Here is a 26,053-nt window from a genome sequence, read left to right on the forward strand (position 1 = left end):
GCGACGCGGACCGAATGGGACCTAGCTGCCTTGCTTGTAGTTGTTCAAAGCATAGCCGCGATCGCGATAGAAGCGATAGCGTTCGCGGCCCGCAGCGAGTTCCTCGTGTGCGTTACCAACCACTTCCAGCAATCTCTCGAAGCGCGCGAATTGCGCCGGCACCGTGGCGCCCAGATTGAGCAGAACCTGATGATGCGGCACATCGTCGAGGCTGGAAGCCAGCACGATCGGCGTTTGCGCGGCGAGCGGCGTACCCGCCATGCAGTGCGGCACGAAGTCGAGCGGCGAAAAGGTCCACAACTGTTCGTCGAAGGCCTTCAGGCGCGCGGGCTCGGCCAGCACGATGGTCGGCTGGCCCGCCTGATACGCCTTGCGAATCAGGCGGCACGCATACAGCAGCGAATCGCCGACGTTCGAGTGAAAGTCGATTCTCGTCATCGGCGGCTCCGCTTTGCTTCTACAACTTGGCCTGCGGCCTTACTGCATTGCGTCATTGTGCGGCGCGACCGTCCGCGGCCCGACCGTCAGCGGCCCTGTCGATCAGGAACTGCGCGAGCAACGGCACCGGACGGCCGGTGGCGCCCTTCGCCGCACCGCTCTTCCATGCCGTGCCCGCGATGTCCAGGTGCGCCCACGGATACGCTTCGGTGAAGCGCGACAGGAAGCACGCCGCCGTCACGCTGCCCGCCGGACGGCCGCCAATGTTGGCCATGTCGGCGAAGTTCGACTTGAGCTGGTCCTGATACTCGTCGTCGAGCGGCAGGCGCCAGGCCGGGTCGGACGCTTCACGCGACGCGTCGAGCAGCTCGCCCGCCAGCGCGTCGTCTTTCGAGAACAGGCCGCTGTTGTGGTGGCCAAGCGCGATGATGCAGGCGCCCGTGAGCGTGGCGATATCGATCACCGCAGCCGGCTTGAAGCGCTCCGCGTAGGTGAGCGCGTCGCACAGGATCAGGCGGCCTTCGGCGTCCGTATTCAGCACTTCGATCGTCAGGCCCTTCATGCTGGTGACGATGTCGCCCGGCTTGGTGGCCGTGGCCGAAGGCATGTTCTCGACCGCCGGAATGATGCCGACCACGTTGATTTTCAAGCCCATTTCGGCGACGGCGCGCAACGTGCCCAGCACCGAACCGGCGCCGCACATGTCGTACTTCATTTCGTCCATGCCCTCGCCCGGCTTGAGCGAAATGCCGCCCGTGTCGAACGTCACGCCCTTGCCGACCAGCACCACCGGCGCGGCTTTCGCGGCGCCGCCCTGATACTGCAGCACGATGAACTGCGCCGGTTCGACCGAGCCGGCCGTGACCGACAGGAACGAGCCCATCTTGAGCGCTTCGCACTGCTTTTCGCCCAGCACTTCGACCTTCAGCTTCCAGTCTTTGGCGAGCTTCTTCGCGGTGTTGGCGAGGTAGGTCGGCGTGCAGACATTGCTCGGCAGATTGCCGAGGTCGCGCGTCAGGTCCATGCCGTTGGCAAGCGCGGCGCCCTGCTTCGCGGCCAGCTTGGCGGCCTTCTCGTCGCCGGTGTTGACGCTGAAGACGATGCGCTTCAACGCGCGCGCCGAATTGTCCGGCTTGCTCTTCATCTGCGTGAACTTGTAGGTCAGTTCGCGCAGCGCGAGGATCGCGGCGCGCACGCCCCAATCGGCCGTGCGTTCGAGGATCGGCAGTTGCGCCAGCGTGAAGGTGACCTGGACGATCTTGGTGCCCAGCAGCGCGCGCCAGGCGGCCCGCACGGCTTCGCCGTAGGCTTTCTGGTTGAAAGCGTCCTGCTTGCCGAGGCCGACCAGCAGCACGCGGGAGGCGCCGATGCCCGACACTTCGTGCAGGAACAGCGTGGTGCCGGCCTTGCCGTCCATGTCGCCGGCCTTGATGATGCGGTTCAGCAGGCCGCGGGTGGCCTCGTCGATCTCGAGAGCCGCGCCCGAGAGGGTTTGCGACTCGAACACGCCGATTACGATGCAATCGGATTTCCCAGTCAGGAAACCGTTTGACGAGCCTTTGGTCCAATCACAGGCTTTTATGCTAAAGTCCATCGCGCTTGTCCTCGGATAAAATCTGGGCTTAGGATGAAAGCCGCAATTATCCGCTATTTTTCCCGCGGCGGCTGCACCGGAGGTGTGACGGGAAGCAACCCGTGCGCCACTGAGAGCGCCCCCTCTCATCATCAATAATGATCTTCGAACGCTCCCTCCAGCGCGAACTCGCGTATACGGCTGGTGCCGTGTTCATGGTTCTCCTCACGCTCGTGCTGACGACGATGATGATCCGCATCGTCGGCTTCGCAGCCTCGGGCGAGATCGACCCGCGCGACGTGCTGGTCCTGATCGGCCTGACCGTGATCGGCTACCTGGCGATCATGCTCGTCGCGACCCTGTTCGTGTCGATCCTGTTCGTCCTGACCCGTTGGTACAAAGACTCCGAGATGGTCGTGTGGCTCTCGTCGGGTGTCAGTCTGACGCAATTCATCAAGCCGATCGGCATTTTTGCCACGCCGATCATCATCCTCATCATGTTCTTCGTGTTCGTCGGCTGGCCGTGGTCGAACCAGCAGAGCAAGCTGATCCGCGCGCGCTTCCAGCAGCGCGACGAAGTCTCGCTGCTCGCGCCGGGTCAATTCCGCGAATCGGCCACCAGTCATCGCGTGTTCTTCATCGAGAAGATGTCGCCCGACCAGGCGCGTGTGGAAAACGTGTTCGTGACCAGCACGGAGAACGGCAAGGTCAACGTGGTCGTGTCGAAGACCGGCCATACCGAGACGCGTAAGAACGGCGATCGCTTCGTCGTGCTGGAAAACGGCCGCCGTTACGACGGCCAGCCGGGCCAGCCCGATTTCCGCATCATGGAGTTCGAACGCTACGGCGTGAAGATCCAGAGCCAGCCGGTCGTCAATACGCCCAGTACGACCGGCACGCCCACGCTCACGCTGCTACGCAATCCGAGCAACGACAATCTCGCCGAATTCGCCTGGCGCGCGGGTCTGCCGCTCATCGCAATCAACTTGATGCTGTTGGCCATTCCGCTCGCGCACCAGAATCCGCGGCGCAGCCGCACCATCAATCTCGTGATGGCGGTGCTCATCTATCTGACGTATTCGAATCTGTTGAACGTGGTGCAGTCGTGGATCGAGCAGGGCAAGATGTCGTTCCCGGTCGGGCTGGTGGGCCTGCACGTGATCGTCGCGGCGATCGTCGCGTTTATTTTCTGGCTGCGCGTGCGCAACCGGCCGCTCTTCACGCGGGCGATGTTCAGCCGTTCGCAGGGAGCCTGACCGATGCGCATCTATGAAAGGTACTTCGCGCGTCAGATCTATCTCACGTTTATCTTCATTCTGTTTGCGTTTTCGGGTCTGTTCTTTTTCTTCGACCTGATCAATGAACTGAATTCAGTCGGGCACGGCAACTACAAGTTTCAGTACGCTGTACTGCGGGTCGCGTTGCAAACGCCGTCGCGCTTCTACGAAATCATTCCGGTCGCGGCGTTGATCAGCGCGATCTATGTGTTCGCGCAGATGGCGGCGAATTCCGAGTACACGATTTTCCGCGTGTCCGGGCTTGCTACGAATCAGGCGCTGCGCTCGCTGTTGAAGATCGGGATTCCGCTGGTTTTGCTGACTTATCTGATCGGCGAAGTGGTTGGGCCGTACACGGATCAATTGTCGGAGCGCGTGCGGCTCGAGGCGCTCGGGTCTTCGGTGTCGAGTAACTTCGAGTCCGGTGTGTGGGTGAAAGATACGCTCACGGCACGCGCGGATGGCGAGCAGGTGACGCGCTTCGTCAACGTCGGCGAATTGAAGCCGGATGCGACGATCAGCAATGTGCGCATCTATGAATTTGATTCGAAGTTCCGGCTTTCGAATGTGCGGACCGCGAAGAGTGGGAAGTATCAGCCGCCGGGGCATTGGCAGTTGACTGGTGTGACCGACACGCAATTGATCGATGTGCCCCCTCCTCCGGGTACGCCCGCCGATGCGTTGAATCCGGTGTATCGGGCGAAGGAAGTGACCGTACCGGAGTACTCGCTGCGCTCGGAATTGACGCCGCAGATTCTGTCGGTGCTGCTGGTGTCGCCGGATCGGATGTCGATGTTCAATCTGTTCCGGTATATCCAGCATTTGACCGAGAATCATCAGGATACGCAGCGGTATGAAATTGCGTTTTGGCGCAAGTTGCTGTATCCGTTTGCTGTGTTTGTGATGCTGGTGCTGTCGTTGCCGTTTGCGTATTTGCATACGCGGGCTGGTGTGGTGGGGATGAAGGTTTTCGGCGGGATCATGCTGGGGATGAGTTTTCAGCTGTTCAACACGCTGTTCTCGCATATCGGGACGTTGAATACCTGGCCCGCGCCTTTGACTGCGGCAACACCCGGGCTGGTGTATCTCGTGCTCGGGCTGGTCGGGTTGAAGTGGGTTGATCGTCACTAGGAGACGGTGCCATGGCTGTGCATGGGATTGTGCTGTTTGGGCATGGCGCCAGGGACGTGCGATGGCGGGAGCCCTTTGAACGGTTGGCTATCAAGTTACGGGGAGCTTCTCCGGGTTCTGGGCCTGTCGCGTTGGCGTTTCTTGAGTTGATGGAGCCGGATTTGCCCACGGCTGTGGGTGAGCTTGTTGCTCAAGGCTGTGATGTGGTCACCGTTGTGCCGGTGTTTTTTGGGCAAGGGGGGCATGTCAGGAAAGACCTGCCTCTGGTGATCGAGCAATGCCAGGCTTTGCATCCTTCTGTTCTCGTTAAATGCGCTGTTGCTGTGGGTGAGGATGAGGCGGTTTTGGATGCTGTTGCCCAGTATTGCCTTCGGCAGGTTTGATTGCTTTCAGGTTGTGCTCGTGTGGCGTTGGCCTTTCCTTGCGTTCACGGTGGTCTATTAGCGTTGCCCCTGTGCGGGGCGGCACTTACTTCTCTTTGCCGCCGCAAAGAGAAGTAAGCAAGAGAAAACGGCTCAAACCGCTAATTCTTAAGTGGGTCCCCCGCGCAGTCGCGGTAGTGGTACATCTGGAATCTTCGCTCTCGCACATTCCACGCCAGTGACAAGGCGCTCATTCTTCCCGCCTCGCGCTACGCGCTCGTCGGAGCGGTCTGCTTAAAGCCAGTGGGCTTTTCTATTCGCGTGGGGGCCGTCGGCTTCGCCTCGGCTAGAGCGCTGAAGCCTACCGGGTTCCGAGCACGAACCACCGTCAGTGTGCAGTTATAGTGCGGCACGCGACCGTTTTGAACCGCACCTGCCCGTCCTGCATCACCCTCGTTGCGCCCATACGGCGCCTATTTGACGCCATCTTTGTGGCCTTCGCCAGAAGGTCTGCCGCGTGGCGCGCAGTAATCCGGCTTTGAGGAATTCCCTTCGCGTCGAGTGCGATAACCTGATATAGCTCGCGGTCAATCTCGAGTTCGCGCTGGTAATCCTCGCCGGTTTCCACCAGCAGTTCCAGCAATTTCCGCTGGCGATGTCGCTCCTCCCGCATCACGGCTGGATTCCTAACGATCGAGGCCGCAAGTGTCACCAGCTTGTCCAGTTGGCTTAGCTGCCGCTCAAGCAGCCCGAAAGCGGAACAGGGCGAGTTTTTCGTATTGAAGTGCGTCAACGGGTGGGCGCGACGTGGTGCGAGAATTCCTGGCGGATTTACTCATGGCGCGATCTCCCTAGAACTTACCTAGATCGCCCGACACGCGCTTTCGCGGTGGTGAGCGGGCACGGTGATACCGTTGGCAGACTGGCACCACAGCAAACCAGCAGACCCGGGGGTCTCCCTATCACGGGCCGCCCATAGCAAGAGGACGCGCAGAAACAGACGCACGCCCCGCCGGAGCGGGAGTACGTGCGTGGTGAGCAGGCTGCCAAGCCTGGCCGTCGCTGATTGGACGGCGAATTGAGTTTAAAACGTATTGTTTCGCGAGTGATCACCCGCGCGAGCTAAAAGGCGCGCGCCGCCAACATTTCCGAAACGTCCCAAGCGTCCGCTCGCATACAGGACTACAGCGCCGAGGAAATATCAGCAAAAAAATGGAACGATTGTTTGCTGAAGGACGGCGACAGCTGCGAGCAGCGCTCGCCGGAAGGATGAAGGCCTCGTCACCAAGGCGGAATGCGGGGTCGGTCTAATAGCGCTGCCCCTGTGCGGCAGCACGTCCCTTTCGTTGCCCCCAATGCGCCCGTTCGCCGCGTGTGATCGATTCCGTACGCCATGCCCCGCTACCACCAGGCTGCCCGACGTCACGCCTACGATGGTCCTCATAGTGTTTCCGGATTCCCTAGGCATTCCCGGCAACCCACTTCCTGGAGCATCGAACATGCGCGTCTGCGATACGAACCAACGCTACATCCCTTGCGGTAGCAACGACGTCCCGACCGATCAGCAGAACGCAGACGGTTCAACGTCCAGTCAAGACATCTCCAAAAACGGTACAGGGCAAACGGGCACGCAGGCCTCGGATGCGGCAGGAAAAGCCCACCCCGCGCCGCCGACCACGCAAGTTGGAAACGCCCCCGGACCTCGCCTCACCACGTCCCAACGCGTGAAGCTCGACGCTGGCCGGCACGGGTCCGATGCATTCAGTGCAAGCACGTCGCCCACACAAGGTAGGTCAACGGCAGGGAGCGGCCGCGCGGCCAGCCATGCGCTCCGCACCGGCTCGCCCTCGCACGCGCTGCCTGCACACGCTGCCGAGCCCCACGAGAGCGTACGGGTCGAACGCGGTGTGGGTTCAAGCAAATGCGTCATGGATCGCGGCGGCAACGCGCTAAGGGACGGCGCCGTGGATTCCGAACGAATCGATCAGCGCGATTACCCGGAAAGCCAGGATCAGGTGCACGGCGGGTTATGCGAAGGAATGGTGCGAGAGGTCATGCGGCGAATGGATCTCGCGACCACCCCCGGGGTCCCCACGACAGTATCCCCGACTGGCCGCATGTTGCCGCTCACGGCGGTTCAAGGCATGCGTGCGGATGCCAGCCGGTCCTCGCCTGCGCGGAACGATATGTTCGGCCGCATCAATAACTTCCAGAACAACCGAACCGGGCTCAGATTCAATCACTACACATCGCAAGCGCCGGTCACTCTTGACCGCACGGGGACAAAACAAAGGCGCATTGAACGGTTTCTGGACCGCTTACACGATTCGCTACAGAAACCCGATGATATGGCCTATGTCCAGTTGGCTTTGGTGAAGAAAGACGTAAGGCGCGGGCACGCCCTTCTGATCCAGCGGGGACCTGACAATCGCTATTCGATCTTCGATCCTAACAATGGCGCCTTCCAATACGCCGACTGGGACCATATGGCCCATGCGTTAGAGAGATATCTGAACTCCGCCTTCCAGATGGGCCAGGCTTCAGGTGGGCCGCGTTCTAACGTTCGTCAAGACCAGTATGACGTCATTCCCTTCAAAATGCAGGTCTATTCGAACGCGCAGCACGCCGGAACGCCAGTCGACGAACTTCCCCCGCAACAGGGGGCGGCCGGTATTAGCCCACCCGACGGCGGCTGCGATGACATCATCTACAAGGAGCGTTCAACGGCGTGGAGCGACACATCGCTCGATGCACTTTTCCCGCAAGGATCGGCAACGTCCGGCCTGCACAGTCCGAATGAGAGCGTCGGCAGCTATGCGCTGCAGGAAGTCGCGTCGGGCAGATCGATCAATCTCCTTGCCGCCACGAACCTGCTACGTGGCTCGCTGAGCAATCCGTACGGGCACCACGGTATCGTCGACGCTCTGAATGTTGGGCACGAACGATATCAAACAGCCTCTACCACCGTATTACCGAACCACACCAGACACAGCGGCGTGCTCCATACGGCGAACGCGGGTGAGCTGGTCACCGATCTCAGGACGCACTTTAGCGAACCGTACGTCAGCGAAGATGCAACGACGCGCCATCCCAATGACTTCGCAGTAGTCGATCTGACGCTTAACCCACGAGCCGCTAGCGGGTCGAACCGAGAGCCCAGCCGGCCGGTCATCATCCAGCGGATGAACACCACGGACGACTATGCGAGCGATCAGTACCAGGTTTACGACCCGAACTCGGGGGTTTTCGTGTACCAAGGTTTTCAGAATCTGGCGTCCACCATGCGCCGCATCTACGATACCGGATATAGCGACGAGGGAGGCGTCCACCATGCGACGACCACGTGGTTTTCCAATGATTCCAGCATCGCCGACACCAGCCTCCCGGTCCTTGAAAGACAACCTCCCTCTCCGGTGCGGAACGTCACGCTGCTCCGCGCGGAGCATGCGGGTGGACTGGAGCACGCCAATGATGGCGCGCACGTACCGGAGAACTTTAATCTGCCGCCCGAGCCGGCCGATAACCGGCCTTCCATTCAGGATTACGTGCGCGCGCATATCGACGAACTGAAAAAACGTTCGGTCGATTCCCGGCCGGACGCCGAACCGCGGCTACTTTTCCGGCCTTCGACGGAGACACCCGAAGAAGTCAACAGGCAAGGCGGCTTCGACGCCGAATGGACACCGCTGAGCGAGATCAATCTGCGAATGCACAATTTCGACGTTGCCTCACACGAGGGGGAGACGGACAGCGCCGGCTATCTCGGCACTTTCGCTCTTCCGTCGGTTGCCGTCATACGCCAGCAGCATCAGCCCCGCCCCGGATACGTTTACGTCATCGCGGCCTCCCCCAACATGGTGGATGTCAACGGCAGCCTTGGACCACACGCCTTGGAGCGAAGAGACAGGGAATATGCGGCGATGGGGCATATCGACAACACGCAGGTAGTCGGCTGGTGGCGCACGGAAGACCTGCATAACAATCCCGCAACGAAGTACACACCCAACCACAATTTTCGCTGGGACGTGTACGACCATCTGCGAACCGCAGGCGCGCAACCACAGTTGGCGCGTTTTCCTGCTGGCAGCTCGGCCTGGCAGGAGCCCGCCTACAGACCGTTCGCAGGCACACGCCGACACAATGACCAGACGATCGCTGCGATCCCCAAGGAAGATCCCAACCGGACCCAGGCGGCCTTTTATCTGAACGCCATGATGAAAATCAATCAGGCGGCGGCCAAACAGTCGAACGGCGAAGATTACCGCGGGCCGATGACCATAGAGGCGTATGGCGGAGGGTCGTACATTCTTTATACGGATCGTTACGACCGTCCTTATATTGCGGAGAAAAGCTCTGCAGACAAGTACCCGGAAAACACACGGCAATTCGCGATGGGCGAGGACGGACGTCTCCATTATCCAAAGAACTACAACAAGGTGATACTGGTCGGCAGCGACGGTTATCTCCGAGTCGGACCAATTCCCGAGGACCCGGAGGATTTGAACGGGGTGTTTCGTTTCAGCGGTGGCCGTCTCGTTCACGCGAAGGACAACAAGTATCTGAACGTAGGTTATGGTTCTTCGCCATTCGTCGCTAACTATCAAAACGGTAGCTGGTCGCAATGGGGATTGAAGGATCCTGCCGGCCATGCGGTCACGCCGCCCATGTCCAACAGGAACAGCTATTCGCTGGAGGCCATGGCCTATAACCGGCGAAAGCTCTACGCCTTCAGTCAGGACCCGGATTCGGCGCTGCCGGCCGGCACGACGCACTTCGCCACGGAATTGGAGATGCTGGATATTCCGCCACGCAATATGCAGCAAAACATCGGATACCTGCAATCTTCTGGGGCGACCGACGTAGTTGCCCCCGAGTTGTTCAACGAAAATGCCGCCTGGCTCTTCAAAGATGGCTATTACGCGACCGCAACTAGCGAGAACGAACTCCAGGTGCGCACTGTTTCAGGAGAGATGATCTGGGAGGCAACGCACGACAAGCAAACGGGCTGGACATGGAGGCAAGCCGGCCCGATTGTCTCCACGGGTTTCCCAATTAGCGACGAGATATGGAACGGCATCAAGGCGCGAGAAATCGGCCGCCTCGATCAGGAAGACAAGCTGGCAAAGGTATAGCTACCCTCAAGCCGCGACCAGCATTCCCTTCGCCGAGCGGACCATCGCGTCCGCCTCGCGCGCGGCGAACGCTTCACCGATCATCAGCAAGCTGGGCTGCGACGCCTCGACCCACCCAACTGCCTCGCCGGCAGCGAGCCCTTGCAGCGTCAACGTCAGCGTGCGCTCGCGCTCCGTGCTGCAGGCCTCGACGATCGCGACCGGCGTGCCGATATCCCGGCCCGCGTCAATCAATTGCTGCGCGATCTTCACACCACTATCGCGGCCCATGTAGAACACCAGCGAATCCGCCTTGACCTGCTCGCGGATTTCCTCAGACCCTTGCGCGCGACTGAAGGTCGCCAGCGCCACGCTGCGCGATACGCCACGCAGCGTCAGGGAGCGCTTCAACGAAGCCGCGCTCGCCAGCGCCGCGGTAATCCCCGGCACCACCTCGTACTCGATGCCGGCCGCTTCCAGCGCTCGCATTTCTTCGTCGGCGCGGCCGAACAGCATCGGGTCGCCGCCTTTCAGGCGCACCACCACGTCGTGCTCGAGCGCGGCATCGACAATCTGCTTATTGATGAACTGCTGCGCAGTGGAAAGCTGCCCGCAACGCTTCCCAACGGCAATCCGCCGCGCGTGCGAAGGCGCATAGTCCAGCATAGCCGGTTCGACCAGCGCATCATGCAACACCACATCAGCAGTGCCCAGCAACCGCGCGCCGCGCACCGTAATCAGGTCCGCAGCACCCGGCCCTGCGCCGATCAGATAAACCTTACCCATTTGCCTCAACCTGTCCGTTAGGGCGCCAGCATGACGCAGCGATGCGCAAGCGCCGCACTTACGCCGAAAACGCCCGAATCATCCCAGCCGCAACGGTATGATGCGTCGCTTCGTCGATCAGCACGAACGCACCCGTGCCCTGATGCGAGTCGTACACATCGCACACCAGCGGCTTCTGCAACGTCAGCGCCACGCGGCCGATATCGTTCATCGTCAGATCCTTGCGATCGGTGGCCTGCGACAGCGTATGCACGTCGAGCACTTCCTTGATCGCACCGATCCGCGCAAACACCGTGTTGGTGGTCTGCTTCAACAGATACTTGCGTTGCGTCGACAGCGGCGTGTCATCGAACCAGCACAAGTCGGCCTCAAGCTTCTTCGCCGGTTCCGGCGCCGCTTCACGCAGCACGAAGGTGTCACCGCGCGAAACGTCGACGTCTTCCGCCAAACGGATCGTCACCGCTTGACCCGCGAACGCGCGGTCCACCGCAGCCGTGCCGCCCGGCACCGGCGCAATGATTTCGGCAACCGTCGCTTCACGATTGGCCGGCAACACGACGATCGTATCGCCGAGTTTCACTTCGCCGGCTTCGACACGGCCCATGTAGCCGCGGAAGTCGTCAGCCTGGCTGCCGTCCTGGCGCGCCACCCACTGAACCGGGAAACGCAGCGCCTGACCCGTCGGCACTTCGACCGGCAATGCTTCGAGCAGGTCCAGCAGCGGCTCGCCCGCGTACCACGGCATGCTTTCGCTCGCCGTCACGATGTTGTCGCCCTTGAGCGCCGACACCGGCACGAAGCGCACATCGCTCAAGCCCAGTTGACGCGCGAGTTCGACATACGCGTCACGAATTTCGTTGAAGCGCTGCTCGCTGTAATCGACGAGGTCCATCTTGTTGATCGCGACGATCGCGTGCTGCAAACCCAGCAGCTTGACGATCGCGCTATGACGCTTGGTTTGCGGCAGCAGTTGCGCCACACCATCAACGAAAGTCACGCGTGTCGCGTCGACGAGAATGATCGCCGCGTGCGCCGTCGACGCGCCCGTCACCATGTTGCGCGTGTACTGCTCGTGACCCGGCGTATCGGCGATGATGAACTTGCGCTTCGCAGTCGCGAAGTAACGGTACGCGACATCGATCGTGATGCCTTGCTCGCGTTCGGCTTCGAGGCCGTCGGTGAGCAGCGACAGATCGATTTCGTCGCCGACGGTACGCTTATTCTTCGCACGCGACAGTGCCGAGAGTTGATCTGAAAGCACAGCCTTGCTGTCGTACAGCAGGCGACCGATCAACGTGCTCTTGCCATCGTCGACGCTACCCGCGGTAATGAAACGCAGCACGCCGAGGTCTTCTGGTTGATGAATACTCATGATTGCATTGCCCTCGTGTGCTTAGAAATAACCTTGCTTCTTACGCTGTTCCATCGCGGCTTCGGAGACCTGATCGTCCATCCGCGTCGCGCCGCGTTCCGTGATTTCGGTCACGGCCGTTTCGGCGATGATCTTCTCGAGATCGTCAGCATCGCTTTCCACCGGGCACGTGCAGCTAATGTCGCCAACGGTACGGAAGCGCACCTGCGCGGTTTCGCTGACTTCGCCTTCACGCATCGGCGTGAGCGGCGTAACCGGCACGAGCAGGCCATTGCGGCGCACGATCTCGCGCTGATGCGCGTAATAGATCGACGGCAGTTCGAGCTGTTCGCGAGCAATGTACTGCCACACGTCGAGCTCGGTCCAGTTCGAAATCGGGAACACACGCAGATGTTCGCCGTTATGCAGACGCGCGTTATACAGGCTCCACAGTTCCGGCCGCTGAGCCTTCGGATCCCATTGACCGAATTCATCGCGGAACGAAAAGATCCGTTCTTTCGCGCGGGCCTTTTCTTCGTCGCGGCGCGCGCCGCCGATCAATGCGGTGTAGCCGTACTGTTCGATGGTTTCGAGCAGCGTCACGGCTTGCGCGGCGTTGCGCGAATCCGTTTCACGACGCAGACGCACCGTGCCGCGCTTGATCGAATCTTCGACATGACCAACCACCAGCTCAGCGCCGATCTCTTCCGCACGACGATCGCGGAAGTCGATCACTTCGTCGTAGTTGTGGCCGGTGTCGATATGCACGAGCGGGAACGGCAGCACGGTCTTGCGATTCGCGCCGATACCGAAGGCCTTCAGCGCGAGGTGCAGCACCACGACCGAATCCTTACCGCCCGAAAACAGCAGCGCGGGCTTGCTGCATTCAGCGACCAGTTCGCGCAGGATGTGAATCGACTCGGCTTCGAGCCAGTCGAGGTGATCCATACGGTTTGCCGTGTTGGCGAGCGGTGCGTTCACAGTGGAATCGAGCGTGGTGCTCATGTTTGGGTCCTTCGTTGGTTCGCGTCGCAAGCGGTTGCTCGCGTCGCGGAGTATTCAAATCGGTATGTGCGGCGTTCGGGCCAAAAAACCAAGGCCCGTTCACTCAAACTTCAGGCCGGAGTGTTCGCGCTGCGGTCAACCGCGATCGGCGTAATCGTCGTGATGTGCAGTCCGCATTCCTTCGTATCGCGCGACTCCCACCACCAGCGCCCTGCCCGGCTATCTTCACCGGGACGCACGGCGCGCGTACAAGGCTCGCAACCGATGCTCGGGTAGCCGCGCGCATGCAGCGGATTGACCGGCACGTCGAACGCTTTCAGGTAGGCCCACACTTCGGCCTCGGTCCAGTCGGTCAGCGGATTGAACTTGGCGATGTTGCGCGCGGCGTCGTGCTCTTCCGCATGCAATTCGGCGCGCGTCACCGACTGCTCGCGACGCTGTCCCGTGACCCATGCGCTGACATCCGACAGCGCGCGGTTCAACGGCTCGACCTTGCGGATTTCGCAGCAGCGCTTGCGCAGATCGACGCTTTCATAAAACGCGTTCAGACCGTGCGAGCCGACGTATTCCTCGACCGCGGCAGCTTGCGGATGAAACTGTTCAATGTCGTAACCGTAGCGCTCTTTCACGCGATCGAGCATGCCCAGCGTTTCCGCATGCAAACGGCCCGTGTTCAGCGAGAAGATGCCGATCTTCACGCCACGCGAGAGGATCGCGTGCGTGAGCAGCATGTCTTCCGCTGCGAGGCTGCTCGCGAGCTTCACGTTCGCGTGACGCGCGGCGATCGAGTCGAGCAGCGCATCGAGGCGCTCGACTTTCGCGGCGAGTTCCGGCGTGAGGGCTTGAACTTCGCTCATGCCGATGCCTTTGCCAGTTCGCCTGCTTCACGGCGGCGGAACAGCGGCGACGAGTTCACCGCGCCCTGATAGTTGAAGCTGAATTCGTCGAACGCTTTGAGCGCATCGTCGAAATCTTTGTCGGCGCGCAATGCGTAAGCATCGAAGCCGCAACGGAACATGAACGCGAGTTGATCGCGCAGCACGTCGCCAATTGCGCGCAGTTCGCCCTTGTAGCCATAACGCTCGCGCAGCAGGCGGCCGATGCTGTAGCCGCGGCCATCGCGGAACACCGGGAAGTCCACGCCGATCAGCGCGATCGTGTCGAAGTCCGCGACGATATCCGCCGGTTCGCTGTCCGGCGCGAGCCACACGCCGATTTCAGCCGCGCTACGCGAAGCGATCAACGCATCACGGGAAGCCTGCCACAACGCGAGCGGCACCAGCACCTTGCCTGCGGGCAATTCGTTCACCGCGGGCAGCGAGCCATCTTCCGCCGGGCGCACGACCGTCCAGTCATCGTTGACGATCGCGCGATTCTTGATGATAGAAGCCATCTGTTCAGTATCCTTTTCGCGGTTACGCGTGAGCCGGTTGACGCGAGGCGTACACGCGTTCCTTGAACGGGGTGATGCCGATGCGGTTGTACGTTTCGATGAAGCGCTCGCCTTCGTGACGGTTTTCCACGAACGTATCGATCACCTTGCTCATCACGTCCGGCATTTCTTCCGCCGAGAACGACGGGCCGATCACGCGGCCGAGGTGCGCGCCGGTGGCGCCCGTGCCCTGCTCGCCGCCGAGCGTCACCTGATACCACTCCGAGCCGTCCTTATCGACGCCCAGAATGCCGATGTTGCCGACGTGGTGGTGACCGCACGCATTGATACAGCCCGAGATGTTCAGCGACACGTCGCCGAGGTCGTACACGTAGTCCAGATCGTTGAAGCGTTCCTGAATGGCCAGCGCGATCGGAATCGACTTCGCATTCGCGAGCGAGCAGAAGTCGCCACCCGGGCACGCGATGATGTCGGTCAGCAAGCCGATGTTCGGCGTGGCGAAACCTTGCGCCTTGGCCTTTTCCCACAGCGCGAACAGGTCGCGCTTCTTGACGTTGGCCAGAATCAGATTCTGTTCGTGCGATACGCGGATTTCGCCGAGCGAGTACTCGTCGGCCCAATCGGCGACCGCTTCCATTTGCGCATCCGTTGCGTCGCCGGGAGCGATCGTGGTCGGCTTCAAAGACAAGGTTACCGATGAATAGCCCGACACCTTGTGCGGACGCACGTTACGCTCGACCCAACGGGCGAACGCACGGTTTTCCAGCAGATGCTTTTCGAACGAAGCGTCCGTATCCGCGAGCTTTTCGTACACCGGCGGCTGGAAGTACTGCGACACGCGATCCACTTCGGCTTGCGTGAGCGTCGAAGGACCGTCCTTCAGGTGTTGCCATTCTTCTTCGACTTGCGCCGAGAATTTCTCCGGGCTCAACGCCTTCACGAGAATCTTGATGCGCGCCTTGTACATGTTGTCGCGGCGGCCGTAGCGGTTATACACGCGCAGCACGGCTTCGCAGTACGTCAGCAGATGTTGCCACGGCAGATCTTTGCGGATGATCGCGCCGATGATCGGCGTACGGCCCATGCCGCCGCCGGCCAGGATATCGGCCACCAGTTCGCCCTGCTCGTTCTTCCTCAGATACACGCCCATGTCGTGAATCTGCACGGCAGCACGGTCTTCCTTCGACCCCGACACGGCGATCTTGAACTTGCGCGGCAGCCACGCGAATTCCGGGTGGAACGTCGACCATTGACGCAGAATTTCGGCCCACGGACGCGGATCGACCACTTCATCCGGCGCCACGCCGGCGAACTGGTCGGCGGTGATGTTGCGGATACAGTTGCCCGAGGTCTGAATGCCGTGCATTTGCACCGCGGCGAGCTTGCGCAGGATTTCCGGCGTTTCTTCGAGCTTGATCCAGTTGTACTGGATGTTCGAGCGCGTCGAGAAATGGCCGTAGCCGCGGTCGTGTTCGCGCGCGATCTGCGCGAGCACGCGCATCTGGTCGCTGCGCAGGTTGCCGTACGGAATCGCGATGCGGTGCATGTACGCGTGGCGCTGGTAGTACAGGCCGTTCTGCAGGCGCAGCGGACGAAACTCCTCTTCGCTCAATTCGCCCGACAAGCGGCGGCGAACCTGATCGGCGTACTGCGCGACCCGTTCATCGACGATGGTCTGGTCGTACTGATCGTATTGGTACATTCGGGGACCCCAATTTTTTGCAAGTGATGCACGGCGGTCCGGTTCCGCCGCGCCTTGGATACCTCCCTTTGTCACCATCTGCCTATGAACGTTTAGACCCATCGCTCATTTGCTTATGACAAATACAGATATCCATATTGAAAAAGATGGACAGATCGTAATAAACTCGCCTTATATTTCAAACGACTAAAAAATTCTTTTGATATGCGGAGAGGTTATATATGAACCTGCATCAATTCCGCTTCGTCCGCGAGGCTGTGCGGCAGAATTTCAACCTCACGGAAGCGGCCAAGGCACTGTTTACAAGCCAGCCGGGCGTTTCCAAGGCGATCATCGAGCTGGAAGACGAGCTCGGCGTGGAAATCTTCACGCGGCACGGCAAGCGCGTGCGCTCACTGACCGAACCGGGACGCATCATTTTGCAGTCGGTCGAGAAGATCCTGCAGGAGGTTGAAAGCCTCAAGCGAGTCGGTAAAGATTACGCGGCGCAGGATCAGGGCAATCTGGTGATCGCCGCCACCCACACCCAGGCGCGCTACTCGCTGCCTGCCGCCATCGCCGAATTCAAGAAGCGCTTCCCCAAGGTGCACCTTTCGATTCTGCAAGGCAGCCCGACCCAGGTCGCCGAAATGGTGCTGCACGACCAGGCCGATCTCTGCATCGCCACGGAAGCGATCGCTAACTATAAAGAGCTGGTCTCGCTGCCCTGCTTCCAGTGGCACCACGTCGCCGTCATGCAGCCGGATCATCCGCTGCTCGACCGCAAACTTTTGTCGCTGGATGATCTGACCCAATATCCGCTGATCACCTACGACAACGCGTTCGCCGGTCGCACCAAGATCAACGAGGCGTTCCGTCTACGTGGGCTGCATCCGGACATCGTGCTGGAGGCGATTGACGCCGACGTGATCAAGACCTATGTGGAACTAGGCCTCGGCGTCGGCATCATGGCGGATATCGCGTTCAACGCCGAGCGCGACCGGCACTTACGCGCCATGCCGGTCGGCCACCTGTTCGGCAGCAATGTGACGCGGGTCGCGCTGAAACAGGGCGCCTATCTGCGCAGCTATGTGTATACGCTCGTCGAACTGCTGTCGCCGAGCATGAATCGCAAGCTGATCGAACAGGCGCTCAAGGGCGAACACGAAACCTACGAACTTTGACATCACCACGCTTGTTGCCACGGAGACCCTCGATGACGTCGTATAAGAAGAAATTCAACGGCCTCGCCGCCGCTTTTGGTTTTGGCGCGCTCCTGCTCGCCACCGCTGCACACGCCGACATCAAGGTCGGCATCGATCTGTCGAGCACCGGCCCGGCCGCCGTGATCGGCATCACCAGCAAGAACGCGATGCTGATGTGGCCCGCCACGATCGCCGGCCAGAAAGCCGAGTACATCTTCCTCGACGACGCCTCCGACCCGGGCGCCGCCGTGCGCAACATCCGCAAGCTGATCAACGAAGACCACGTGGACGTGATCGTCGGCCCGAACATCACGCCGGCGGCCATGGCCGCGCTCGATCCGGTCGCCGAGAGCCAGACGCCGATGATCACGCTGATCGGGTCGGCCAGCGTGGTCGAGCCGCAGGAAGGCAAGAAGGTCTGGGCCTACAAGATGGCGCAGACCGACAGCGCGATGGCCGACGTGATGACGCGCTACATGTCGAACCACAATGTGAAGACGGTGGGCTTCATCGGTTTCGCGGACGGCTACGGCGAAAGCTGGCTCAACGAGTTCAGCAAGTTCGCGGCGCTGCGCCATATCCAGCTGGTCGCCACCGAGCGCTATAACCGCACCGATGCGAGCGTCACCGGCCAGATCCTGAAGCTGATGGCCGCCAAGCCCGACGCGATTCTGATCGCCGGGGCCGGCACGCCGACGGTGCTGCCGCAGCGGACGCTGATCGAACGCGGCTTCAAAGGCCCGATCTACCAGACGCACGGCATCGCCACGCCCGAGTTCATCAAGCTGGGCGGCAAGGACGTGGAAGGCACGCTGTTCCCGACCCAGCCGGTCGTGGTCGCGCGCACGCTGCCGGCCGATCATCCGGCGAAGAAGGCGGCGCTCGCCTTTACGAACGAATACGAAGCGAAGTACGGCGCGGGCAGCGTGACGCAGTTCGCGGGCGATGCAGCCGGCGTGTACCCGCGTTTGCAGGACGCCGTGGCCCGCGCGTTGAAGACGGCGCAGCCGGGCACGCCCGCGTTCCGCACGGCGCTGCGTGACGAGCTGGAGCACGCGCATGAGCTGGTCGTGCCGAACGGCGTGGTCAACACGAGCCCGAAGGATCACGTGGGCCTGGATCAGCGCGCGAGCGTGATGGGCACTATCAAGAACGGCAAGTTCGTTTATTTGAGCCAGTGAGCCAACCCGTCCACATTCGCCGTCCGCCGCTCTGCCCAATGCTTTGTTCGGGGTGAACCTCATTACCGGCGCCTGACCAGTCCAAACGCCGACAGTCAGGCGCGCGGCGTATTGCTGTTAAAGTGCATAGCTTCAACTAGCCGTTTCCCCATCATGCGCACCACCCGAGCCATCCACGCCGTCGAGCGGTTGAAAACCCGCAGCGGCAATCCGCAGTTCGCCGCGATCAGTCTGTCCGGCGGCCTGTTTTATCTGGTCGACAAATCGAGCGGCACGGACAAAAAAGTCTCCGATCCGCTGACGCTCGACGACTTCGTCAAATTCGTCGATGGGTTCGGGCCGCCGAAGCCGCGCAAAGCGAGCAAGCTGGATATCGCGTTCGAAGAGCAAATCAAGAAGAGCAAAGGCGGTTGAGCGGGGCGGCGAACCCCACTCGTCCAGCCGCGACACAAAGCCGCCTCAAGCGCTTCGCGCAATCTCCCGCCACTGCCCATCCGCCGCGCTGCTCGCGAGCATGGCGTCGATAAAACGTAGCCCCGCCACACCGTCCTCCACTGTCGTGAGCAACAGGCTCTCGGCGGGCAACGCGCGCCCCGCGTCCAACGCTTCGATCTGCAACGCCGCGTCTTTGTATAACTGCGCAAACGCCTCCAGATAACCTTCAGGATGTCCCGCCGGCACGCGCGTCGCATGGGCCGCGATCGTGCTCTTCACGCGCCCGCGTGTCAGGCGCTCAGCCGCACCTCCCAATGGCGTGAACCACAATTCATTGGGCTCCTCCTGATCGAACGCAAGACCGGCTTTCGTCCCATACACCCGCAAACGCAAGGCGTTCTCCGCGCCGCTCGCCACCTGGCTCGCCCATAGCATGCCGCGCGCGCCGTTCGGATAGCGCAGCATCGCTTGCACGTGATCGTCGATGCGACGGCCCGGCACGAACGTATGCACTTCCGCCGCGAGCGCATGGGGCATCATGCCCGTGACGAACGCGGCAAGATGATACGCATGCGTGCCGATATCGCCGAGACATCCCGCCGGCCCGGCTAACGCAGGATCCGTGCGCCAGCCCGCCTGCTTGTTCGTGCCGCTCGTTTCGATCGGCTCCGCCAGCCAGTCCTGCGCGTATTCGACCTGCACGACGCGTATTTCGCCCAACTCGCCGCTTTCGATCAACTCGCGGGCATGACGCACCAGCGGATAGCCGGAGTACGTATGCGTCAATGCAAACAGCCGGTTCTTCTCGCGAGCCAGTTTCGCCAGCGCCTCGCCTTCCGCCAGCGAGATCGCCAGCGGCTTGTCGCACACGATGTGGATCCCGGCTTCGAGAAACGCCGTCGCCACCGGCGCGTGCAGATGATTCGGCGTGACGATCGCCACCGCGTCGATGCCGTCATCGCGCGCGGCTTCGGCGCGCGCCATCTCGCGCCAGTCCGCGTAGCTGCGCGCGATCCCGGCCTCATCGGCGCTCGCCTGCGCGCGCTGCGGATCGGACGACAGCGCGCCCGCCACCACTTCGAAACGATCGTCGAGCCGCGCCGCGATCCGATGCACCGCGCCGATGAACGCGCCCTGTCCGCCGCCGACCATCCCCAGCCTGAGCCTTCGTTGTGGCATCGCCTTCACTCCTTTGCGTGTTGCTCGCCGTCAGATGCCGAGCACGCGCTTTAACTGCGCGGCGTCCACGCCGCTGCCGGCGAAGTCGTCGAATGCATGCTCGGCCACGCGGATAATGTGCCGGCGAATGAACTCCGCGCCTTCGCGCGCGCCGTCGTGCGGATGCTTCAGCGCGCACTCCCATTCGAGCACGGCCCAGCCGGGGAAATCGTATTGCGCCATCTTCGAGAAGATCGCGCCGAAATCGATCTGCCCGTCGCCGAGCGATCTGAAGCGCCCCGCGCGCTCGACCCAGCCGCTATAGCCGCCATACACGCCCTGCTTGCCGGTCGGACGAAACTCCGCGTCCTTCACATGAAACGCCTTGATGCGCTCGTGATAGATGTCGATAAACGCAAGGTAATCGAGCTGCTGCAAAACGAAATGACTCGGGTCGTACAGAATGTTCGCGCGCGCATGCTGCTTCACCGCGTCGAGAAAACGCTCGAAGGTCACGCCGTCGTGCAGATCCTCGCCCGGATGCAGTTCGTAGCACACGTCGACGCCGGCGGCGTCGAACGCGTCGAGAATCGGCGTCCAGCGGCGTGAGAGTTCGTCGAACGCGGCTTCGACCAAACCTGCCGGACGCTGTGGCCAAGGATACAAATACGGCCACGCCAGCGCGCCCGAAAACGACACGTGCGTGCTCAATCCCAAACGCTGCGAAGCCTTCGCCGCCAGCTTCATCTGGTCGATTGCCCACTGCGTGCGTGCTGCCGGATCGCCTCGCACCTGCGGCGCGGCGAAACCGTCGAACAACGCGTCATAAGCCGGATGCACGGCAACGAGTTGCCCTTGCAGATGCGTCGAGAGTTCGGTGATCGTCACGCCCGCGTCGTCCGCGACCTCGCGCAACTCGTCGCAATACGTCTGACTCGCCGCCGCCTGTTCGAGATCGATCAGACGGCTGTCGCACGGCACCTGAATGCCCTTGAAGCCGAGACCCGCGGCCCACTCTGCGAGATGCGCGAGGTTGTCGAACGGCACCTCGTCGCCCATGAACTGGGCGAGAAAGATCGCCGGCCCTTTGATGGTTTTCATCGTACGGTTCCTCGAACGAGGGCGCGCTCGCCGTGCCGCTGCGGCAGAAAGCCCGGCGGCGCGCCCCGGATGCTCAGGTCAGAACGGCGAGTCCGGGAAATAGAACTGCTGCGCGTTTTCCTTCGTGATCAGCACCGACGGAATGATCGTGGTGGGCGGCAGCTTCTCGCCTTTCAGACGCGCTTCGGCGGTCAGCTTGATGGCGTCGTAGATGAACTTCGGCGAGTACGACACGTCGGCCTTGATCATCGGCGCGCCGTCCATCACGTTCTTCACCATACCCTTCGACCCCGCGCCGCCGAACACGATCTTGATGTCGGTGCGTTTGGCCTGCTCGATCGCCTTGATCACGCCGACCGCCATGTCGTCGTCCGCGGCCCAGACGGCGTCGATATGCTTGAAGCGCGTCAGGTAATCCTGCATAACCTTGAAGGCGTCGTCGCGATTCCAGTTCGCGTACTTGGCGTCGAGGATCTTGATGTTCGGATACGCCTTCAGCACGCCCGTAAACGCCGTCCAGCGTTCGTTGTCGAGCGTCGTCGGAATACCTCGCAGCGCAACGATATCGCCCTTGCCGTCGAGCGCTTTCGCCAGATACTCGGCGGGAATTTTGCCGAACGCGGTGTTGTCGCCCGCCACGTACGCATCCTGCGCGCTGGTGTCGGTCAGGCCGCGATCCACCACCGTCACGTACACGCCTTTCTTCTTCACCTGCGCGACCGGCTGCGTGAGCGAGGCCGATTCGAACGGGAAGATCACGAGCGCATTGATCTTGTTGACCGTCACGAGATCCTGCAACTGGTTCGCCTGTTCGGGCGCGCCGGCCGCGGTCTTCACGATCACTTTCAGATCGGGATGCGCCTTCTCCAGATCGGTCTTGGCCTTGTTCGCCCACCAGACGATGCCGCCCGTGAAGCCGTGATCGGCCGTCGGAATCGCAACGCCCAATGTGACTTTTTCATCGGCACGCGCAATGTTCGCCGTGCCCAGTATCCCCAACGCCAGCATGCCGGCGCCGACCGCTCGAATGACCTGCTTCATGGTTGTGTCTCCTTTTGTGAGGCGTTCATGCGCCCCGATTTTCAACTCACCGTGATTGCAAATTTAAAGCGCAATATGAAGCGCCACCGCTACCGCCGTCCACGTTGTACGAACGCGACGAAGATAATCACTACGCCCTGCACCGCCGCGTTCAGATACACGCTGATGATGCTGGTCAGATTCAGAATGTTCGCGATCACCGAGAGCAGGATCGCGCCGATCACGGTGCCGATCACGCGGCCTTCGCCGCCTTTGAGCGCGGTGCCGCCGACCACCACCGAAGCGATCGCTTCGAGTTCCCATAGCAAACCCGTTGTCGGCGTGGCCGAGCCGAGCCGCGGCACGTACAGCACAGTGGCCACGCCCACGCAAATCCCAAGCAGCACGTACGTGACGATCTTCACGGTATCGACGCGAATCGCCGCATAACGCGCGACCTGTTCGTTCGAACCGATCGCCTGCACGTGACGGCCGAACGCGGTGCGGTTGAGAATCAGCGCGCCGCCCGCCGCCACCACGAGGAACACCCAGATCGGCACCGGCACGCCGAACAGGCTCGCGTAATACACCGGGCCGTACAGATCGGATAACGAGTTATCGAGCGTCAGCGCGCCGCCATCGGCGAGCCAGGTGAGCACCGCGCGAAAGATGCCCAACGTGCCGAGCGTGACGATGAATGGCTCGATGCGTCCTTTGGTGATCAGCAAGCCGTGCGCGCAGCCGAACAGGCCGCCGAGCATCAGCGCGCCCACGATACCGAGCGTGAGAATCATCAGCGGCGGGAACGAGTGTCCGCCGACACCCGCCGCGAGTCCGTTCATCAGCCAGATCATGCTGCCCGCGATCAGCGCCGCCATCGAGCCGACCGACAGATCGATGCCGCCCGAAATGATCACGAAGGTCATGCCGACCGCGATGATGCCGATGAACGACGTGCGCGTGAGCACGTTCATCATATTGTCGACGGTCGCGAAATCGCGGTTGAGCAGCGTACCGATGACGCACAGCGCGATGAGTCCGACGAGCGGCCCGAGCGCATACAGTCGATGCGCGAAGCGCAACGCACGGCCGGATTGCACGGCTTCAGTGGGTGCCGGTCGCATGGGCGATCAACTCCTCTTCAGTCAGATGTTCGAGCGTGAGCGTGGCTTGCAGGCGTCCCGCGCGCATCACGGCGACGCGGTGGCACAGGCCGATCAGCTCGATCAGTTCGGATGAAATGACGATCACCGCGCGGCCCTGCGCGGCGAGACGATGAATCAGAAAATAGATGTCGCGTTTCGCGCCGACATCGACGCCGCGCGTCGGCTCGTCGAGCACGATCACGTTCGGGTCGGGTTGCAGGAATTTGGCGAGCGCGAGCTTCTGCTGATTGCCGCCGGAGAGCATGCGCGCGCGGCTCGACAGGTCGCCCGTGCGGATGCCGAATTCACTCACGGCTTTGGTCAGCGCGGCGCGCCCCGCTTTCATGTCGAGCAGCGGATGCGCATAGCGTTCGAGCGTCATCAGCGTGACGTTGTCCTGCAGGCTCAGGTTCACATGCAGGCCTTTGCCTTTGCGGTCCTCACTGAGATACGTGATGCCGTGGCGCATTGCGTCGCGCGGGCTTTTCAGATCGGCGGGACGGCCGGCGACTTCAATGCGGCCCGCCGTGCGCTTGCGCAAACCTATGATCGCTTCGAACGCCTCGGTGCGGCCCGCGCCCACCAGTCCCGCGAAACCGAGCACTTCACCGGCGCGCACGTCGAAGCTCAGATCTTCGACCCAATCCGGCACTGCCAGGCCTTCCACCTTCAACGCGAGCGGCGCGTCGGCGGACACGGTGATCTTGTCGGGAAACATGTCCGAAAGCTCGCGCCCGACCATCAGGTTCGCCATCTGCTGCCGCGCGAGTCCCGCGGTTTCGCCCCGCGCAACGAAGCGGCCGTCGCGCATCACGATCACTTCATCGGTGATGCGCTCGACTTCGTCCAGCTTGTGCGAGATGTAGATGATGGTCACGCCGTCGGCCTTGAGCTTCGCCATCAGCGTGAAGAGGCGTTCGGTCTCGGACGGCGTGAGCGTCGCGGTCGGTTCGTCCATGATGAGCAGCCGCGCGCGGCGCGACAGCGCCTTGGCGATCTCCACCATCTGCTTTTCTGCGACGATCAATTCACGCACTTTCGTATCGGGCGCCTTTTCCAGACCGACTTGCGCGAGAAAACGCGCGGCCTCGGCGCGCATGGCGGCGTCGTCGACGAACCAGCCGCGCTTTTTTTCATGACCGAGATACATGTTCTGCGCGATCGTCAGATGCTCGGCGAGATTGAACTCCTGGTGGATCAGCACGATGCCTTGCGCTTCGGCGTCGCGCGAACCGATGAACTGATGCGCGCGGCCATCGACCAGCAAGGTGCCCGAGGTTGCGGTCTCGTAGCCTGCAAGGATCTTCATCAACGTGGATTTGCCCGCGCCGTTCTCGCCGAGCAGACCGTAGATGCGCCCCGGCGCCAGCTCGAAGCTCACGCCGTGCAGCACGCGCACGGGGCCGAAGTCTTTGCGGATGTCGTCGAAACGGATCGCGAGACTCATGATTCAGGCGCTCCCCCGAATCACGAGCCGATGCGGCAGCAGCACGCCCGGCACGTTCGCCAACGGATTGGCGAGCCGCTGCAGCAGCAGACGCGCTGCGGTTTCGCCCAGCTCGCGCATGGGCTGCGCGATGGTGGTGAGCGGCGGATCGATCTGCGCGGCGAGCGAGATATCGTCGAAGCCGACCACCGCGATGTCGTCCGGCACGCGCTTGCCAACGCTGCGCAAGCCGTGGATCACGCCGATGGCGAGCGTATCGGAGACCGCGAAGATCGCGCTCGGCGCCTGCGGCTGATTCATCAGCGTGGCCGCGGCCGACGCGCCCGCTTCGTAGTCGAGGCTGTTCAGGTTCATGCGCCAGCGTTCGTCCGGCGTGATGCCCGCTTCGGTCAGCGCGTCCAGATAGCCCTGCTGACGCTGCCGCGCGTATAGGTAATCGACATCGGAATTGATGAGGCCGATGCGGCGGTGGCCGCGCGCGAGCAGATGCCTGACGGCGTCGCCCGCGGCCCGGTAATTGTCGATGCCCACGTACGGCACGCCCATCGCCGGGTCGAACTCGCAGCACGCGACCCACGGCAGCGCGCTGGAGGCCTCGCCGAGCGCCTGCTGGATGGTGGCCGGGTCGAGACAGATCGCGCCGTCCGCGCGGCGCCGCCGCAGCAGATCGAAGTAGCTGCGCTCGCGGCCCGGATCGGCGCCGGTGTCGCACAGCAGCATGAAGTAGCCGTGCTGGCGCGCCACGCTGTCGATGCCGCGTACGATTTCCGCGTAAAAGGGGTTGCCGACGTCCGGGACCATGGTCAGCAGCAGACGGCTCTCGGCGGTGCGCAGGTTGCGCGCGAGTTCGTTGACGCGGTAGCCGCTCGAATCGATGGCGGCCAGCACCTTGTCGCGCGTGGCGGGCCGCACGTTCTCGTGGCCGTTCAGCACGCGCGACACCGTGGCCACCGAGACGCCCGCCTGCTCGGCCACGCCGGCAATCGAAATGCCATCGGCCGCGCCGCGCAACGGCTTGACGCCGGGCTGGGGATGCGCCGCGGACACCGCCGTGGAAGCCTTCCTGGACGACGATCTGGACAAGTGAACTCGCCTCGAAAATGTAATCGATTACATTTTTGAGCGATAGACGTGGGAAGCGCAAGGACTGATCGCTAGGGATTAACACGGGGGCAGGTGTGATCCGGCTGGTGACACGCTCCGGCGTGGGAAGGGGCGCGCCCTGCCCGCGAGGGCGCTGATCGGCATCGTCA

21 protein-coding genes and 1 pseudogene are annotated in these 26,053 nt (G+C 62.0%); 7 read left to right on the forward strand and 15 right to left on the reverse strand.

Annotated features, from left to right (window positions below; translation table 11 throughout):
* Positions 1–21: 21 nt before the first annotated feature.
* Both PQR42_RS14295 and PQR42_RS14300 read right to left on the reverse strand, forming a co-directional pair.
* A complete protein-coding gene (locus PQR42_RS14295; protein WP_408180711.1) occupies positions 22–438 on the reverse strand; it encodes a DNA polymerase III subunit chi in 417 nt (138 codons plus the stop codon).
* Between the two features lie 52 nt (positions 439–490).
* Positions 491–2,032: a leucyl aminopeptidase gene (locus PQR42_RS14300; protein WP_408209851.1), complete on the reverse strand. Its 1,542-nt coding sequence runs from the start codon at positions 2,030–2,032 to the stop codon at positions 491–493.
* A 137-nt stretch (positions 2,033–2,169) separates the two neighbouring features.
* Between PQR42_RS14300 and lptF the strand changes: the two genes are divergently transcribed.
* From lptF to PQR42_RS14315, 3 genes are read left to right on the forward strand one after another with little or no spacing between them, the layout of a single operon-like run.
* Positions 2,170–3,267, forward strand: a complete 1,098-nt coding sequence (gene lptF / locus PQR42_RS14305; RefSeq protein WP_408236390.1) for an LPS export ABC transporter permease LptF — start codon at positions 2,170–2,172, stop codon at positions 3,265–3,267.
* 3 nt (positions 3,268–3,270) lie between these two features.
* Positions 3,271–4,419 (forward strand): LPS export ABC transporter permease LptG, encoded by a 1,149-nt coding sequence (gene lptG, locus PQR42_RS14310; RefSeq protein ID WP_408385436.1) that lies wholly within the window; start codon positions 3,271–3,273, stop codon positions 4,417–4,419.
* Positions 4,420–4,430: 11 nt separating this feature from the next.
* Positions 4,431–4,802 (forward strand): sirohydrochlorin chelatase, encoded by a 372-nt coding sequence (locus PQR42_RS14315; RefSeq protein WP_408385434.1) that lies wholly within the window; start codon positions 4,431–4,433, stop codon positions 4,800–4,802.
* 367 nt (positions 4,803–5,169) lie between these two features.
* Here PQR42_RS14315 and PQR42_RS14320 read toward each other — a convergent pair.
* Positions 5,170–5,620, reverse strand: a pseudogene (locus PQR42_RS14320) (hypothetical protein).
* Positions 5,621–6,709: 1,089 nt separating this feature from the next.
* Here PQR42_RS14320 and PQR42_RS14325 point away from each other — a divergent pair.
* Entirely contained in the window at positions 6,710–9,913 is a 3,204-nt protein-coding gene (locus tag PQR42_RS14325; RefSeq protein ID WP_408385432.1) for an enterotoxin A family protein, read from the forward strand.
* 6 nt (positions 9,914–9,919) lie between these two features.
* Here PQR42_RS14325 and cobA read toward each other — a convergent pair whose 3' ends face one another.
* The 6 genes from cobA to PQR42_RS14355 form a co-directional block, all read right to left on the reverse strand.
* Positions 9,920–10,678: a uroporphyrinogen-III C-methyltransferase gene (gene cobA, locus PQR42_RS14330; protein ID WP_408385431.1), complete on the reverse strand. Its 759-nt coding sequence runs from the start codon at positions 10,676–10,678 to the stop codon at positions 9,920–9,922.
* Between the two features lie 58 nt (positions 10,679–10,736).
* Positions 10,737–12,050: a sulfate adenylyltransferase subunit 1 gene (locus PQR42_RS14335; RefSeq protein ID WP_408385429.1), complete on the reverse strand. Its 1,314-nt coding sequence runs from the start codon at positions 12,048–12,050 to the stop codon at positions 10,737–10,739.
* A 21-nt stretch (positions 12,051–12,071) separates the two neighbouring features.
* Entirely contained in the window at positions 12,072–13,034 is a 963-nt protein-coding gene (gene cysD, locus PQR42_RS14340; protein WP_408214668.1) for a sulfate adenylyltransferase subunit CysD, read from the reverse strand.
* A gap of 110 nt (positions 13,035–13,144) precedes the next feature.
* Entirely contained in the window at positions 13,145–13,891 is a 747-nt protein-coding gene (locus PQR42_RS14345) for a phosphoadenylyl-sulfate reductase (RefSeq protein WP_408214671.1), read from the reverse strand.
* Entirely contained in the window at positions 13,888–14,427 is a 540-nt protein-coding gene (locus PQR42_RS14350) for a DUF934 domain-containing protein (protein WP_408214674.1), read from the reverse strand. Before PQR42_RS14350 ends, PQR42_RS14345 begins: the two co-directional genes overlap by 4 nt.
* Before the next feature lie 22 nt (positions 14,428–14,449).
* Positions 14,450–16,129 carry a nitrite/sulfite reductase gene (locus PQR42_RS14355; protein ID WP_342960081.1) on the reverse strand — a complete coding sequence of 560 codons (1,680 nt, stop codon included), beginning with the start codon at positions 16,127–16,129 and terminating at the stop codon, positions 14,450–14,452.
* A 221-nt stretch (positions 16,130–16,350) separates the two neighbouring features.
* On the opposite strand from PQR42_RS14355, the gene PQR42_RS14360 reads away from it, so the two are divergent.
* The 3 genes from PQR42_RS14360 (at position 16,351) to PQR42_RS14370 (ending at position 18,908) form a co-directional block, all read left to right on the forward strand.
* Positions 16,351–17,292: a CysB family HTH-type transcriptional regulator gene (locus PQR42_RS14360; protein WP_408214678.1), complete on the forward strand. Its 942-nt coding sequence runs from the start codon at positions 16,351–16,353 to the stop codon at positions 17,290–17,292.
* 32 nt (positions 17,293–17,324) lie between these two features.
* Entirely contained in the window at positions 17,325–18,494 is a 1,170-nt protein-coding gene (locus PQR42_RS14365; protein ID WP_408385426.1) for an ABC transporter substrate-binding protein, read from the forward strand.
* 153 nt (positions 18,495–18,647) lie between these two features.
* Positions 18,648–18,908 carry a hypothetical protein gene (locus PQR42_RS14370; RefSeq protein WP_012432018.1) on the forward strand — a complete coding sequence of 87 codons (261 nt, stop codon included), beginning with the start codon at positions 18,648–18,650 and terminating at the stop codon, positions 18,906–18,908.
* A 45-nt stretch (positions 18,909–18,953) separates the two neighbouring features.
* On the opposite strand, the gene PQR42_RS14375 is transcribed toward PQR42_RS14370, so the two are convergent.
* From PQR42_RS14375 to PQR42_RS14400, 6 genes are all read right to left on the reverse strand, one after another.
* Positions 18,954–20,108 (reverse strand): Gfo/Idh/MocA family protein, encoded by a 1,155-nt coding sequence (locus PQR42_RS14375; RefSeq protein ID WP_408385424.1) that lies wholly within the window; start codon positions 20,106–20,108, stop codon positions 18,954–18,956.
* A 30-nt stretch (positions 20,109–20,138) separates the two neighbouring features.
* Complete coding sequence (locus tag PQR42_RS14380; protein WP_408385423.1) at positions 20,139–21,188, reverse strand: sugar phosphate isomerase/epimerase family protein; 1,050 nt, start codon at positions 21,186–21,188, stop codon at positions 20,139–20,141.
* Positions 21,189–21,266: 78 nt separating this feature from the next.
* Positions 21,267–22,229: a substrate-binding domain-containing protein gene (locus tag PQR42_RS14385; RefSeq protein WP_408214690.1), complete on the reverse strand. Its 963-nt coding sequence runs from the start codon at positions 22,227–22,229 to the stop codon at positions 21,267–21,269.
* 89 nt (positions 22,230–22,318) lie between these two features.
* The gene (locus PQR42_RS14390) at positions 22,319–23,332 is read right to left on the reverse strand and encodes an ABC transporter permease (protein ID WP_408214693.1); all 1,014 of its coding nucleotides are present in this window, start codon (positions 23,330–23,332) and stop codon (positions 22,319–22,321) included.
* On the reverse strand, positions 23,313–24,800 hold the full coding sequence (locus tag PQR42_RS14395) for a sugar ABC transporter ATP-binding protein (protein WP_408214696.1): 1,488 nt from the start codon (positions 24,798–24,800) through the stop codon (positions 23,313–23,315). Before PQR42_RS14395 ends, PQR42_RS14390 begins: the two co-directional genes overlap by 20 nt.
* A 3-nt stretch (positions 24,801–24,803) precedes the next feature.
* On the reverse strand, positions 24,804–25,883 hold the full coding sequence (locus PQR42_RS14400; protein WP_408214699.1) for a LacI family DNA-binding transcriptional regulator: 1,080 nt from the start codon (positions 25,881–25,883) through the stop codon (positions 24,804–24,806).
* Positions 25,884–26,053 lie beyond the last annotated feature (170 nt).

The sequence above is a fragment of the Paraburkholderia sediminicola genome (genome assembly GCF_046027355.1).
GTDB classification, from domain to species: Bacteria; Pseudomonadota; Gammaproteobacteria; order Burkholderiales; family Burkholderiaceae; genus Paraburkholderia; species Paraburkholderia sediminicola_B.

Excerpts from the sequence above, each read along its gene's own strand:
- PQR42_RS14295 (WP_408180711.1), bottom strand. The coding sequence starts at position 438 with ATGACGAGAATCGACTTTCACTCGAACGTCGGCGATTCGCTGCTGTAT.
- PQR42_RS14300 (WP_408209851.1), bottom strand. The coding sequence starts at position 2,032 with ATGGACTTTAGCATAAAAGCCTGTGATTGGACCAAAGGCTCGTCAAAC.
- lptF (WP_408236390.1), top strand. The coding sequence starts at position 2,170 with ATGATCTTCGAACGCTCCCTCCAGCGCGAACTCGCGTATACGGCTGGT.
- lptG (WP_408385436.1), top strand. The coding sequence starts at position 3,271 with ATGCGCATCTATGAAAGGTACTTCGCGCGTCAGATCTATCTCACGTTT.
- PQR42_RS14315 (WP_408385434.1), top strand. The coding sequence starts at position 4,431 with ATGGCTGTGCATGGGATTGTGCTGTTTGGGCATGGCGCCAGGGACGTG.
- PQR42_RS14325 (WP_408385432.1), top strand. The coding sequence starts at position 6,710 with ATGGATCGCGGCGGCAACGCGCTAAGGGACGGCGCCGTGGATTCCGAA.
- cobA (WP_408385431.1), bottom strand. The coding sequence starts at position 10,678 with ATGGGTAAGGTTTATCTGATCGGCGCAGGGCCGGGTGCTGCGGACCTG.
- PQR42_RS14335 (WP_408385429.1), bottom strand. The coding sequence starts at position 12,050 with ATGAGTATTCATCAACCAGAAGACCTCGGCGTGCTGCGTTTCATTACC.
- cysD (WP_408214668.1), bottom strand. The coding sequence starts at position 13,034 with ATGAGCACCACGCTCGATTCCACTGTGAACGCACCGCTCGCCAACACG.
- PQR42_RS14345 (WP_408214671.1), bottom strand. The coding sequence starts at position 13,891 with ATGAGCGAAGTTCAAGCCCTCACGCCGGAACTCGCCGCGAAAGTCGAG.
- PQR42_RS14350 (WP_408214674.1), bottom strand. The coding sequence starts at position 14,427 with ATGGCTTCTATCATCAAGAATCGCGCGATCGTCAACGATGACTGGACG.
- PQR42_RS14355 (WP_342960081.1), bottom strand. The coding sequence starts at position 16,129 with ATGTACCAATACGATCAGTACGACCAGACCATCGTCGATGAACGGGTC.
- PQR42_RS14360 (WP_408214678.1), top strand. The coding sequence starts at position 16,351 with ATGAACCTGCATCAATTCCGCTTCGTCCGCGAGGCTGTGCGGCAGAAT.
- PQR42_RS14365 (WP_408385426.1), top strand. The coding sequence starts at position 17,325 with ATGACGTCGTATAAGAAGAAATTCAACGGCCTCGCCGCCGCTTTTGGT.
- PQR42_RS14370 (WP_012432018.1), top strand. The coding sequence starts at position 18,648 with ATGCGCACCACCCGAGCCATCCACGCCGTCGAGCGGTTGAAAACCCGC.
- PQR42_RS14375 (WP_408385424.1), bottom strand. The coding sequence starts at position 20,108 with ATGCCACAACGAAGGCTCAGGCTGGGGATGGTCGGCGGCGGACAGGGC.
- PQR42_RS14380 (WP_408385423.1), bottom strand. The coding sequence starts at position 21,188 with ATGAAAACCATCAAAGGGCCGGCGATCTTTCTCGCCCAGTTCATGGGC.
- PQR42_RS14385 (WP_408214690.1), bottom strand. The coding sequence starts at position 22,229 with ATGAAGCAGGTCATTCGAGCGGTCGGCGCCGGCATGCTGGCGTTGGGG.
- PQR42_RS14390 (WP_408214693.1), bottom strand. The coding sequence starts at position 23,332 with ATGCGACCGGCACCCACTGAAGCCGTGCAATCCGGCCGTGCGTTGCGC.
- PQR42_RS14395 (WP_408214696.1), bottom strand. The coding sequence starts at position 24,800 with ATGAGTCTCGCGATCCGTTTCGACGACATCCGCAAAGACTTCGGCCCC.